The sequence below is a fragment of the Pseudomonas mendocina genome, from assembly GCA_037482215.1.
GTDB classification, from domain to species: domain Bacteria; phylum Pseudomonadota; class Gammaproteobacteria; order Pseudomonadales; family Pseudomonadaceae; genus Aquipseudomonas; species Aquipseudomonas mendocina_E.
In genome coordinates, this window is record CP148074.1 from 2,778,991 (window position 1) to 2,792,146 (window position 13,156).

Below are 13,156 nucleotides of genomic sequence, written 5' to 3' on the forward strand. Positions count from 1 at the left end.
CTGCGGTGTAGTAAGATTCTAACAGCCCTACAGAAAATTCAAACAAACGTTTGTATTGGACCCGGACAAGCGTGTAGATATAATGCACTACCAGTGTTCAAGGGTTGAGCCTGAATACACATTAAAACTAGAGAGCCTTGACCAGGAGATTGCCTGTGGAACGCGAATTTATGGAGTTCGACGTCGTTATCGTCGGCGCCGGCCCATCCGGTTTGTCCGCTGCTTGCCGATTGAAGCAGAAAGCCGCCGAAGCGGGTAAAGATATCAGTGTATGCGTTGTTGAAAAAGGCTCTGAAGTGGGTGCACACATCCTTTCCGGCGCCGTTTTCGAGCCGCGTGCACTGAGTGAACTCTTTCCCGACTGGAAAGAACTCGGCGCCCCGCTCAACACGCCCGTCAAGCGTGATGACATTTATGTCCTGAAAAATGCCGAAAGTGCTACGAAAGTGCCTGATTTCTTCGTTCCGAAGACCATGCACAACGAAGGCAACTACATCATTTCCCTCGGTAACCTGTGCCGTTGGCTGGCCCAACAGGCTGAAAACCTGGGCGTAGAAATTTATCCAGGCTTTGCTGCTCAGGAAGCGCTGATTGATGAAAACGGTGCTGTATACGGCATTCTGACCGGCGACTTGGGTGTTGACCACGAAGGCAACCCTAAAGAGGGTTACTACACCCCAGGCATGGAACTGCGTGCCAAGTACACCCTGTTCGCTGAAGGCTGCCGTGGCCACATCGGCAAACAGCTGATCAAGAAATTCAACCTCGACAGCGAAGCCGATGCTCAGCATTACGGCATCGGTATCAAGGAAATCTGGGACATTGATCCGTCCAAGCATGAGCAAGGCCTGGTCGTCCACACCGCTGGCTGGCCGATGGACATCATGGGCAGCGAAAACACCGGTGGTTCCTTCCTGTATCACCTGGAAAACAATCAGGTGGTAGTCGGCTTGATCATCGACTTGTCCTACACCAACCCGCACCTGTCGCCGTTTGATGAGTTCCAGCGCTATAAGCATCACCCTGTGATTGCTCAGTATCTGGAAGGCGGTAAGCGTGTTGCTTATGGTGCTCGTGCCATCTGTAAAGGTGGCTACAACTCCCTGCCGAAGATGGTCTTCCCAGGTGGCGCCCTGATCGGTTGCGACCTCGGCACCCTGAACTTCGCCAAAATCAAAGGCAGCCACACGGCTATGAAGTCCGGCATGCTGGCCGCTGAAGCTGTGGCTGACGCCTTGTTCGCAGGCCGCGAAGGCCGTGACGAACTGACCAGCTACGTTGATGGCTTCAAAGCCAGCTGGCTGCATGACGAGCTGTTCAGCAGCCGCAACTTTGGCCCGGCTATTCACAAGTTCGGCGCCATCATCGGCGGCGGCTTCAACTGGCTTGATCAGAACTTTTTCGGCGGCAAGATTCCGTTCACCCTGCGCGACACAACGCCAGACTACGCTCGCCTGAAGCCCGCTGCACAGGCGCCGAAAATCAACTATCCGAAGCCGGATGGCAAACTGAGCTTCGACAAGCTCAGCTCGGTATTCCTCTCCAACACCAACCATGAAGAGGACCAACCGTGCCACCTGAAGCTGGCTGATGCGAGTATTCCGCTGAGCAAAAACCTGCCGCTGTACGACGAGCCGGCGCAGCGTTACTGCCCTGCAGGCGTGTACGAAGTAGTTACGCAGGAAAACGGCGACAAGCGCTTCCAGATCAACTCACAGAACTGCGTACACTGCAAAACCTGTGACATTAAGGACCCGGCTCAGAACATTACCTGGGTTGCTCCTGAAGGCACCGGCGGCCCGAACTACCCCAATATGTAAGGCAGTCGCCCAAAGAAAAAGCTCCGTACCGAAAGGTACGGAGCTTTTTTTGTTTTAGGCCCGAATAACTGCCGGATCAAATCAAAATAAACAGCAGCAGTAACCCACCAAACAGCGCCCATTTCTCAATGTAGTAGCGAATACGGTTGCGCTTTTTCAGTGCCTTACCGTAGAGGCGCACTTTGTAAATTTTGCCGAAAAGACGATTCAGTGCACCGGTTTTGTCGCCCGCCTCATTAGGCGAACCCGCTGCCGCCATAACGGTGCGGCTAAACCAGCGGCTGAACGCAGTAGCCCAGCCGTATTTCAGTGGGCGCTCAACATCACAGAACAGGATGATGCGGTTTTCTTGCGTGGCGTTTTCCGCGTAGTGGATGTACGTCTCGTCAAATACCACCGCTTCGCCATCACGCCAGTGGTAGCGCTCGCCATCCACATCAATGAAGCAATCCGGACTATTCGGTGTATCCAGGCCCAGATGATAGCGGTACGAACCGGCATAAGGATCACGGTGACGAACCAACTTCGAGCCCGGCGGCAGTTCAGCAAACATGGCGGCCTTGACTGAGCCAATGCCCTGCACCAGCTCGGTTGTCCGCGGACACAGCTTCATCGCTGACGGATGATTGTCGCCGTACCACTTCAGGTAGAAGCGCTTCCAGCCCGATTTGAAGAACGAATTGAAACCCACGTCATCGTATTGATCAGACTTTTTGATCGCCCCCGCAGCCAGCAGAGCACGCCCCTCCTCACGAATGGTCTCCCAGTTCTCCTGCAAAACAGTTAGCTCAGGAAAATCGGCAGCGTCCAAAAACGGTCGGTTGGGTTTACGGGAGAACAGATACAGGAACGTATTTATCGGAGCCAGAAAGCTGGAGTGATCGCTGAGCTGTCGGCTTAACTTATGTCGCACATTGCCACGAAGGTGCACATAAACAATGGATAGCAGATAAACAGCAACAATGAGTAGTTTCACAGGACAAATCGCCTTTTAGAAGGAGATGATCATGCCCCGACCGGTCATGACAGGTCGGCGCCTGTCGCAAGTCTTAGCTTGGCTAACAGGCATTGGACATACCGTAAGAAACAACTGACCACTGCAGGTGAACTGGGTTTACCTGGCCATACTTGGCTGAAGAGACCGACCGGTCTCCGTCCTTTGACAAAATCTTATCGAAAACGCGGAATTATACTCCCAGAATCAACCAATCCGCGCACATAAGCACTCACTCGCTTTGATAAGAGCGTAAACGGCTAAAACCACAAACCCTCAGCCACTCACTTAAGCCGGATCATGGGCAATCGGAAAGAATGCCCCACTGCTCCAAACGCCCAACCACTGCTGACCGTCGATCTCACGGCTAACAGCCAGATCAACCAGTTGATAGAACACATTGCGGTGTATCAAAGCTTCAAGGTTAGTTCTTACGTGCAAGTAAGGCGAAGGTTCTTCGCTTACGGGGTCAAGCTCAAAACGCATAGGGTGCTCAGGCCCCGCGATGATTTCATCGTCGACATTGTTGGTGAAGCGCAGTACTTGAGCCTCACCTTCGCCCTCCACCTGCAACGTCACCGCTACAAAAGGAGCGTCGTCGACTTTGATGCCAACTTTTTCTACCGGCGTTACCAGAAAATAGTCATCACCGTCGCGGCGGATGATGGTGGAGAACAGCTTGACCATGGGCTTGCGGCCAATCGGCGTACCCATGTAGTACCAGGTACCGTCGCGGGCGATGCGCATGTCGATATCGCCGCAAAAATCGGGATTCCACAGGTGCACCGGCGGCAAACCTTTGCCCTCGCTCTTGGGAATCTGCGCCAGCAAATTGCTGGCCTTACCGGTATCGCTCATTACGTATTCCTTCAATTACTCAGCCCAAGCAGACGCTGGGCGTAGTCCTCCAGCGGCGGGCGTATCAATTCTTCAGGCTTGGCATCATATAGCGAGAGCAAGCCGCCGCGGTTACGAATACGTGCGCTATCCACCAGATAACGGGTATTCGTTTCCAGCAGCATCAGATGAATCACAGCCTTATCAGTGCCCAAATTGCCCCAGTCGCCCTGCTCTTCCCACTCCTCCACCGAACCGATGCGGTCATTGGCAGACGCAAAACGGCTGTACAGCAGATAATGAGCGCCCAGGCTGCGCGCCTCGGCCATGGCCTCTTCAAGCCCTATAGGCGATTTGGCACGACGAACCATGGGGAAGTATTCGACAAAACCATTAAAGGCCTCCTCTGCGACCACATTGGGTCGCGGATAGGCGCCTCCCGATGGCGTGAATGCACCTTGAGCAATATAGATGAAGGAATCCGGTTGCAGACGCCAGTTGCTAACGCGCTGGGTATGGCTGTGATCCAACATCCCCACATCCCGCAGTTGATTCACTGCGCCATCTGCCAAATCACTGGGCTTCATACAGCCGCTCAAAGTTAGAGCCGCCGCAAGTAGTACCGCTATACGCATAGTCAGAGCCTCCTGGCCGGTGACAAAAAACCGGCGAATAGCTTGTAAATGCAGATTTCACGCCAGTTTAGGCATAAGCCAGGAATACGAGGTTGTTCAACCGGCCTGCTTGAGCGATTACACATATGCATATGCTTAAAAAGTATTTATTGGATGGTTTTTATATCCATTAAATTGCATTTCACCGGACCACCGGACTCCCAGTAAGCCCCATCAAAAAACGAGAAAAGCCCGACCACTCCTGATGCAGTAGGTCGGTCAGGAGTCTGTCATGCTAAATAAATTCCTCCCCCGCCGCCTGCTTGCCGCCATTGCTGTTGGTAGCTTTGCGCTCAGTGCTCAAGCGGCCGACTTCACCATCGCCTACCAAACCACTGTAGACCCGGCCAAAGTGGCACAAGCTGACGGCGAGTTTGAGAAAGCCAGCAACGCCAAAATCGACTGGCGCAAATTTGACGGTGGTGCGGAAGTGATCACCGCCGTTGCCTCCGGTGACGTGCAGATCGGCTACATCGGCTCCAGCCCGATCACGGCTGCATCCACCCGCCAACTGCCGATCCAGACCTTTCTGATCGCCGCTCAACTGGGTGCATCTGAAGCACTGGTGGTCCGTGATGGCATCAATGGCCCAGAAGACCTCAAAGGCAAAAAGATCGCTGTGCCGTTTGTGTCCACCGGCCACTACAGCCTGCTGGCTGCGCTGAAGCACTGGAAGATTGATCCAGCCAGCGTGCAGATCCTCAACCTGGCACCACCTGCCATCATCTCCGCGTGGAAGCGTGGTGACATCGACGGTACCTATGTGTGGGACCCGGCGTTGGGCGTTGCCAAGGAGAACGGCAAAGTGCTGATCACCTCAGGTGAGCTGGGCAAGCTGGGCGCTCCGACCTTCGACGGCTGGGTAGTACGTAAAGATTTCGCAGAAAAGAACCCAGACGCCGTGCGCGCCTTTGCCAAAGTCACGCTGGATGCTTACGCCAAGTACAACCAAGACCCACAAGCCTGGCTAGCGGACAAAAGCAACATCGACAAGATCGCCAAACTGACCGGTGCCAAAGCTGAAGACATCCCAGGCCTGCTGCAAAGCAACGTCTTCCCGCTGGCGGCCGAGCAGGTAAAAGCCTTAGGTGAGCCGACCGTAAAAGCCATCACGAATACCGCTGCGTTCCTCAAGGAGCAAGGCAAGGTGGATGCGGTGCTGACTGACTACAGCCCGTACGTCACCAACGCATTCATTCCGCAATAAGCGGAATGAAAGGTCAGCACGGACGCTGACCGCCTTAAATCCTGCTGTACAGGGTCGATCCGGCAACGGAAGCCTGAATCACCTGCAACACCGTGACACCGTGACACCGTCTTTGTGCCGCAGACCTGAGCGGCACGTTACTGATGAGAACATCGCAAATGGCCTTACTCGAACTGGAGCGCATCAGCGCACAGTACCCCGGCACGGCCGAGCCGGTACTGACGGACATATCCCTGAGCCTCGGCCCAGAGCAATTACTGGTTGCACTTGGCCCTTCCGGCAGCGGTAAAACCACCCTGCTCAATCTGATTGCGGGCTTTGTAAGCCCCAGCGCTGGCCGTATCAGCCTCGATCAACACCCTGTTACCGGTCCCGGTGCAGAGCGCGGCGTGGTGTTCCAGGATGACGCCTTGCTGCCCTGGCAAACCGTGCTTGAAAACGTCGCCTTCGGCCTGCAACTGGCTGGTGTTGGCCGAGCTGAGCGCGAAGCCAAAGCCCGTGAATTGCTCAAACTGGTCGATCTGGCCGGTTTTGAAAAGCGCCGTATCTGGGAACTCTCAGGTGGCCAGCGCCAGCGTGTCGGCATTGCCCGCGCCCTCGCCGCCGAGCCCCGCGTACTGCTGATGGATGAACCGTTTGGCGCGCTGGATGCCTTTACCCGCGAGCAGATGCAGGAACTGCTCCTGCAAGTCTGGCAGCGCACCGCCAAACCTGTGTTCCTGATCACCCACGACATTGAAGAAGCCGTGTTTCTGGCCACCGATCTGATCCTGCTGTCGCCCAACCCGGGCCGCATCAGTGAGCGCCTGAGCCTGGATTTCGGTAAGCGCTACGCCGCTGGCGAAAGCGCCCGGACGATCAAATCCGATCCCGACTTTATTGCCACCCGCGAGCATGTGCTTGCGCAGGTATTTGCTGAACGCCAGGGGAATCGCCCATGAGCAGCTTTGAATACATTTACTCCAACGACCAAGCCGAACAGCCCAAGCGCCGCGCCCCGCGTCAGCTCAGCCTGTTCACCATCAGCAGCCTAAGTGTAGGTTTCCTGCTGTGGAGCTGGTGGGCGGTGACCTACTTTGGCTTTATCGAACCGCTGTTCCTGCCCAGCCCGCAGGCTGTGCTGGAACGTGGCTGGGTGGTGCTGACCCAAGGCTACATGGGCAGCTCTTTGTGGGAGCATCTGGCCGCCAGCTTGCAGCGCATCAGCCTGGCACTGGTGGCAGCGGTGCTGACGGCCATCCCGCTGGGCATTGCCATTGGCTACAGCCGCATCGCACGTGGCATTTTTGATCCGCTGATCGAGTTCTACCGGCCGATCCCGCCGCTGGCCTATCTGCCGCTGATCGTGATCTGGTGCGGCATTGGCGAGCTGTCGAAGGTGCTGCTGATCTTCCTCGCCATCTTCGCCCCCATCGCCATTGCCACCGCGACCGGCGTGCGCAACGCCGACAAGAGCAAAATCCGTGCGGCCCAAGCGCTGGGCGCAACCCAGGCGCAACTGATCCGCCATGTGATTCTGCCCAGCGCCCTGCCCGACATTCTCACCGGCATCCGCATCGGCCTTGGCGTCGGCTGGTCGACCCTGGTTGCCGCAGAGCTGATCGCCGCCACCAGCGGCCTGGGCTTCATGGTGCAGTCAGCCGCCCAGTTTCTGGTCACTGATGTGGTGATACTGGGGATTCTGGTTATCGCCCTGATCGCCTTCGCTTTAGAGCTGGGCCTGCGCGCCCTGCAACGCAAACTTGCCCCCTGGCACGGCCAGGCACACTGAGTTGGACGAATTTAGATGAGCATTCAAATCACCCAATTGAGCCCGGCATTGGGCGCACAGATTGACGGCATCGACCTGAGCCAGCCGCTGAGCGCCGAACAAAAAGACGCCATCGAACATGCCCTGCTTACTCATCAGGTGCTGTTCTTCCGCAACCAGCCGATTACGCCCCAGCAGCAGGCCAACTTCGCCCGCTACTTCGGTGATCTGCACATTCACCCGATTTACCCTAACATCCCCGATCAGCCGGAAGTGCTGGTTCTGGACACCGCCGAAACCGACGTGCGTGACAATGCCATCTGGCACACCGACGTGACGTTCCTTGAGGAACCGGCGCTGGGTGCGGTACTGGCAGCCAAGCAACCGCCTGCCTTCGGTGGTGACACGCTGTGGGCGAGCAGCAGCGCGGCGTTCGAAGCGCTGTCCAAGCCGCTGCAACAGCTGCTTGATGGACTGACTGCGACCCACGACTTCACCCGCTCCTTCCCGCTGGAGCGCTTCGGCAATACGCCGGACGCACTGGAGCGTTACCACGAAGTGCAACGCAAGCACCCGCCACTGACCCATCCGGTAGTTCGTACGCATCCGGTTACAGGGCGCAAAGGCCTGTTCGTCAATGAGGGCTTCACCACCCGCATCAACGAGCTGGAGCCAGCCGAAAGCGACGCGCTGTTGAAACTCCTATTCGCCCATAGCACCAAGCCGGAATTCACCATCCGCTGGCGCTGGCAGGAGAACGACATCGCCTTCTGGGACAACCGCATCACCCAGCATTACGCCACCGACGATTACCGTCCGAATCGCCGCGTGATGCACCGCGCCACCATTTTGGGTGACAAGCCGGTCTGATCTATAACATTCAACAGCACGAAGCGCACCCGCCACACCGGCCGGTGCGCTTTTTTATTTGGCTTGGTAAGAGCGTCCAACCGGCCAGTATTTGGCATCTATGTTTATGCGAAAAAACTCTTTTAGATAAGAAGATACGCAGGTTTAAGGTATATGGACCGGACCACCGGAGCAGCTCGTTTTTTGATTTTGCTTCGGTGCCCGTCTTCTTTGCGGGGGCCGATGCGCCACCTAAAAAGAAGAGGAATCCATGGCCAGTCCGCCCCCCCTTAAGGACACCGTTTCCCACCCGGAAACCCTGCCAGAGACAGCCGCAAACAACGCCCAACCAGACGTTGCCCAGCCCGCCGCTGCCCCTTTGTACCCCGCAAAAATCCTGCAAACCGATGAACAGGCCATCGCCGCCGCCCGTGAGCTGGCAGAGGCCGCAGAATTACAGGCGATTCAGCGTGACCGCGAGCGCAAGCTGCCCTGGGAGCTGGTCGAGCAGTTCACCCGCAGCGGCCTTGGCAGTATTGGCGTCCCCCGTGAGTTCGGCGGGCCGCAGCTGTCTTACGCCACGGTTCCGCATTATCTCCGCAGCGGACCCGTCACTCGGGCAGATCCCGCAAAACCACTTCGGCCTGATCGGCCTGATCAACAGCGCTGCTACCCAGAGCCAGAAGCAGTACATCTTCACCAGCGTGCTCAACGGCTGGCGCATCGGTAATGCCGGGCCGGAGCGCAACAGCAAGCACACCCTGGATATTCGCGCGCGTCTTGAAGAGAAAGATGGCCGCTGGTTTATCACCGGTGAAAAGTTCTACTCCACCGGCGCCCTGTTCGCCCATTGGATTGCCGCCAAAGCGCTGGATGAGAAGGATCAGCCGGTGCTGGCCCTGATTCAGCGCAAACGCCCTGGGCTACGCATCGTCAACGACTGGTCCGGCTTTGGCCAACGCACCACCGCCAGCGGCACCGTTTTTCTACATAACGTGGAGGTTGATGAGGAGAACCTGATCCCCCTCGCACCACTGGCTGAGCGCCCGAATATTCAGGGCGCCTTCTCACAGTTGATTCAGGCCGCCATTGATACCGGCATCGCCGCCGCAGCCCTGCGCGACGCCATCGCCTTTGTCCGGGAAAAGTCCCGCCCGTGGATTGATGCCAACGTCGAGCGCGCCAGTGACGACCCGTACGTGATTGCCGATATCGGCCGCCTACAGATCAGCCTGCATGCCGCTGAAATTCTCCTGCGCAAAGCGGCGCGGGTACTGGATGAAGTCACTCAGCAGCCGATTGATGCCGACAGCGCCGCCCGCGCCTCGATAGCCGTGGCCGAAGCCAAAGTACTGAGTACCGAGATCAGCCTGCAAGCCAGCGAAAAGTTGCTGGAGTTGGCCGGCAGCCGCGCCACCCTCGCCGAGTTCGGCCTGGACCGCCACTGGCGCAACGCCCGCACCCACACCCTGCACGACCCGGTGCGCTGGAAATACCACGCCATCGGCGCCTACCACCTCAATGGCACACGCCCTGCCCGTCATTCATGGATCTGACTGATGAACGCTCCCCTGCATAACAAGCCTTACCTGATTCGCAGTGATGCCGAAGCCCTTGAGGTGGCCGAACACCTGGCCGAGTCCTTTGCCAGCGAAGCCTCCCAACGTGACCGCGAGCGCCTGCTGCCTCACATTGAACTGGCACAATTCAGCCAATCCGGCCTGTGGGGCATCAGTGTGCCCAAAGCCTACGGCGGCGCGGGTGTGTCCAGCGTCACCGTGGCCAAGGTCATCGCCCGTATTTCCCAGGCGGACGGCTCTCTCGGGCAAATTCCGCAAAACCATTTCTATGCGCTGGAAGTGCTGCGCATCAACGGCACGCCTGAGCAACAAGCCCGACTCTACGCTGACGTACTCAACGGCCAGCGCTTCGGCAACGCCCTGGCCGAGCTGGGCACCAAAACCGCGCTGGACCGCAACACCCGGCTCGAACGTGACGGCGACAAATTCCGCATCACCGGCCGCAAGTTCTACTCAACCGGCGCGCTGTACGCCCAGCGCATCCCTACGCTGGCGGTGGATGAGCACGGCGTTGGCCATCTGGCCTTTGTCCCGCGTAATGCAGCCGGGCTTGAGATCATTGATGACTGGACCGGCTTTGGCCAGCGCACCACCGGCAGCGGCTCGGTGGTGCTGAGTCAGGTGCCGGTGGCAGCCGACGATGTGGTGCCGTTCCAGAGTGCTTTCGAGCGCCCGACAACAGTCGGCCCGTTTGCCCAACTGCTGCATGCCGCGATTGATACCGGCATCGCCCGCGCCGCCTATGAAGACACTCTGAAATTCGTGCGCAGCAATGCCCGCCCGTGGATCGACTCCGGCGTCGACAAAGCCAGCGACGACCCGCTCACCCTCAAAGCCATTGGCAAACTGGTCACCCAACTGCACGCCACTGAAGCGCTGCTGGAATGGGCAGGCGAGTTTGTTGATGCAGCCCAGGCCAACCCTACCGCCGAAAGCGTGGCGCAAGCCTCCATTGCCGTGGCCGAAGCGCGAGCCATCAGCACCGAAGCCTCGCTGAACATCGCCAGCAAATTGCTGGAGCTGGCTGGCAGCCGCGGCACCCTCGCCCATCACAACCTCGACCGCCACTGGCGCAACGCCCGCACCCACACCCTGCATGATCCGGTGCGCTGGAAGTATCACGCGGTCGGCAATTACTACCTCAACGACACCCTGCCACCGCGTCGGGGGACCATCTGATGGCTGAGAAACAGATTCTCCTCAACGCCTTCAACATGAACTGCGTGGGCCACATCCACCACGGTTTGTGGACCCACCCGCGGGACAACTCCAGCCAGTTCAACAGCATTCAGTACTGGACTGAGCTAGCCCAATTGCTGGAACGCGGCCTGTTCGACGGGCTGTTTATTGCCGACATTCTCGGCGTGTACGACGTGTACCAGCAGTCCGTCGATCTGCCGTTGCAGGAGGCCATCCAACTACCGGTCAACGACCCGCTGCTGCTGGTGTCGGCCATGGCGGCGGTTACACAAAATCTCGGCTTTGGCGTCACCGCCAACCTCACCTACGAGCCGCCCTACACCTTCGCCCGCAGGCTTTCCACGCTGGATCACCTGACTAACGGCCGGGTCGGCTGGAACATCGTCACCGGCTATCTGGACAGCGCCGCCAAAGCCATGGGCCTGAGCGAGCAGATTGAACACGACCGCCGCTACGATCAGGCCGATGAGTACCTGGAGGTGCTGTACAAGCTGCTTGAAGGCAGTTGGCAGGATGATGCCGTCGTAGTTGACCGCCAGCGCCGCGTGTATGCCGAGCCGGGCAAAGTGCACAAGGTTCAGCACCAGGGCGAGTTCTATCAGGTCGAGGGATACCACCTCAGCCAGCCTTCGCCGCAGCGCACGCCTGTGCTGTTTCAGGCCGGCTCTTCCCCTCGTGGCCAGCGTTTTGCCGGGCAGCATGCCGAGTGCGTATTTATCGGCGGGCAGAATCAGGCGGCGGTGCGCGAGCAGGTTAAGCAAATTCGCGCCAGCGCCGTTGCAGCGGGCCGCACGGCGGATTCGATAAAGGTGTTTATGGGCATCAGCGTGATCGTCGCCACGACCGAAGCCGAGGCCCGCGACAAACACGCCGAATACCTGCGCTACGCCAGCCCGGAAGCGGGCCTGGCGCACTTCTCCAGCTCCACCGGAATCGACTTCTCAACCTACGAGCTGGACGAGCCGATCCGCTACCAGAAGACCAACGCCATCGAGTCAGTGGTGAAAGCCTTTACCGCCAAAGACAGCGGCTGGACCAAACGCCGCCTGCTGGAGCAACACGCGTTAGGCGGGCGTTATCCAGTTATCGTCGGCTCACCGCAGCAGGTGGCTGATCAGTTGCAAAGCTGGATCAGGGAAACTGGGCTGGACGGCTTCAACCTCACCCGCATCGTCGCCCCGGAAAGCTATGCCGACTTTATCGAGCTGGTGATTCCCGAGCTGCAAAGCCGTGGCGCCTACAAAACCCAATATGCCGAAGGCACCTTGCGCAACAAGCTGTTCGGCCACGGCCCACGCCTGCCGGAGAACCACAGCGCGGCGCATTGGCGTTCCCCGGCCAACCTGAGCCAATCCAACCAGAAAGCCCACCTTAACCACGCCGTTCTTAACCTGCTTTAGCCTGACAAGGATGCATCTATGCGCAGCGCCATTACCCGCCTCACTTTCACCACCCTGCTACTCGCCAGCGCTTTTGCCTTTGCTGATGCGCCGCTGAAACTCGGCTCCACCGCCGCTTTTGCCCAGCCGCTGGAAGTGGCGGTGGCAGAAGCGAAAAAACAAGGGCTGGAAGTCGAGCTGATCGAGTTCAACGACTGGATCGCCCCCAACGTCAGCCTCGCCAATGGCGATATCGACGTGAACTACTTCCAGCACATCCCCTTTCTGGAAAACGCCAAAGCCGCCGCCGGGTTTGATCTGGTGCCCTACGCGCCAGGCGTGATCAACAACGTGGGGCTGTATTCGAAAAAGTACAAAAGCTTCGATGAACTGCCCGAAGGCGCCCGCGTCGCCATCGCCAACGACCCGATCAACAGCGGGCGCGGCCTGCAACTGCTGGCCAAAGCCGGGCTGATCACCCTCAAGCCGGGCGTGGGTTACAAGGCGACAGAAGACGATATCCTGACCAATCCCAAGCACATCAACATCATCCAGCTGGAAGCCGTGCAACTGGTTCCGGCCTACGATGACGTGGATCTGGTGCAGGGTTATCCAGCCTATATCCGCCAGTCGAAACTGTTCGACGCTACTTCAGCGCTGCTGTTTGACGGGCTGGATCACCCCGAATACGTCATCCAGTTCGTCATCCAGCCCAAGAGCCGGGACGATGCGCGGCTGAAGAAATTCGTCGATATCTACCAGCACTCGCCGGTGGTCCGCGCCGCGCTAGATGAATACCTCGGCACGCTGTATCAGGCCGGCTGGGAGCGCTGAACATGAGCGGCTTTCAGACTCACGTGGAGCAG

11 protein-coding genes and 1 pseudogene are annotated in these 13,156 nt (G+C 58.2%); 9 read left to right on the forward strand and 3 right to left on the reverse strand.

From position 1 onward, the window contains the following. The first annotated feature begins 155 nt into the window (after nucleotides 1-155). On the forward strand, nucleotides 156-1,820 hold the full coding sequence (locus WG219_12870) for an electron transfer flavoprotein-ubiquinone oxidoreductase (protein WXL24227.1): 1,665 nt from the start codon (nucleotides 156-158) through the stop codon (nucleotides 1,818-1,820). 76 nt (nucleotides 1,821-1,896) lie between these two features. On the opposite strand, the gene lpxO is transcribed toward WG219_12870, so the two are convergent. The 3 genes from lpxO to WG219_12885 all read right to left on the reverse strand — a co-directional run bounded on the left by lpxO (nucleotide 1,897) and on the right by WG219_12885 (nucleotide 4,286). Then, nucleotides 1,897-2,796, reverse strand: coding sequence for a lipid A hydroxylase LpxO (gene lpxO / locus WG219_12875; GenBank protein WXL24228.1), 900 nt, complete (start codon nucleotides 2,794-2,796; stop codon nucleotides 1,897-1,899). 306 nt (nucleotides 2,797-3,102) lie between these two features. Beyond that, nucleotides 3,103-3,672, reverse strand: a complete 570-nt coding sequence (locus tag WG219_12880; protein ID WXL24229.1) for a DUF1285 domain-containing protein — start codon at nucleotides 3,670-3,672, stop codon at nucleotides 3,103-3,105. Between the two features lie 11 nt (nucleotides 3,673-3,683). Then, on the reverse strand, nucleotides 3,684-4,286 hold the full coding sequence (locus tag WG219_12885; GenBank protein WXL24230.1) for a DUF4823 domain-containing protein: 603 nt from the start codon (nucleotides 4,284-4,286) through the stop codon (nucleotides 3,684-3,686). A gap of 271 nt (nucleotides 4,287-4,557) precedes the next feature. Between WG219_12885 and tauA the strand changes: the two genes are divergently transcribed. The 8 genes and pseudogenes from tauA (at nucleotide 4,558) to WG219_12925 (ending at nucleotide 13,124) form a co-directional block, all read left to right on the forward strand. Further along, nucleotides 4,558-5,532, forward strand: coding sequence for a taurine ABC transporter substrate-binding protein (gene tauA, locus WG219_12890; GenBank protein ID WXL24231.1), 975 nt, complete (start codon nucleotides 4,558-4,560; stop codon nucleotides 5,530-5,532). 158 nt (nucleotides 5,533-5,690) lie between these two features. Further along, nucleotides 5,691-6,473, forward strand: a complete 783-nt coding sequence (tauB, locus tag WG219_12895) for a taurine ABC transporter ATP-binding subunit (GenBank protein WXL24232.1) — start codon at nucleotides 5,691-5,693, stop codon at nucleotides 6,471-6,473. Nucleotides 6,474-6,487: 14 nt separating this feature from the next. Continuing rightward, nucleotides 6,488-7,303 (forward strand): taurine ABC transporter permease TauC, encoded by an 816-nt coding sequence (gene tauC, locus WG219_12900; protein ID WXL28006.1) that lies wholly within the window; start codon nucleotides 6,488-6,490, stop codon nucleotides 7,301-7,303. A 15-nt stretch (nucleotides 7,304-7,318) separates the two neighbouring features. Next, nucleotides 7,319-8,152, forward strand: a complete 834-nt coding sequence (tauD, locus tag WG219_12905) for a taurine dioxygenase (GenBank protein WXL24233.1) — start codon at nucleotides 7,319-7,321, stop codon at nucleotides 8,150-8,152. Between the two features lie 250 nt (nucleotides 8,153-8,402). Continuing rightward, nucleotides 8,403-9,687 (forward strand): annotated as a pseudogene (locus WG219_12910) (SfnB family sulfur acquisition oxidoreductase). 3 nt (nucleotides 9,688-9,690) lie between these two features. Then, a complete protein-coding gene (locus tag WG219_12915) occupies nucleotides 9,691-10,890 on the forward strand; it encodes an SfnB family sulfur acquisition oxidoreductase (protein WXL24234.1) in 1,200 nt (399 codons plus the stop codon). Continuing rightward, nucleotides 10,890-12,311 (forward strand): LLM class flavin-dependent oxidoreductase, encoded by a 1,422-nt coding sequence (locus WG219_12920; GenBank protein WXL24235.1) that lies wholly within the window; start codon nucleotides 10,890-10,892, stop codon nucleotides 12,309-12,311. The genes WG219_12915 and WG219_12920 overlap by 1 nt, the downstream gene beginning before the upstream one ends. Nucleotides 12,312-12,329: 18 nt before the next feature. Then, nucleotides 12,330-13,124: a MetQ/NlpA family ABC transporter substrate-binding protein gene (locus WG219_12925; GenBank protein WXL24236.1), complete on the forward strand. Its 795-nt coding sequence runs from the start codon at nucleotides 12,330-12,332 to the stop codon at nucleotides 13,122-13,124. Nucleotides 13,125-13,156 lie beyond the last annotated feature (32 nt).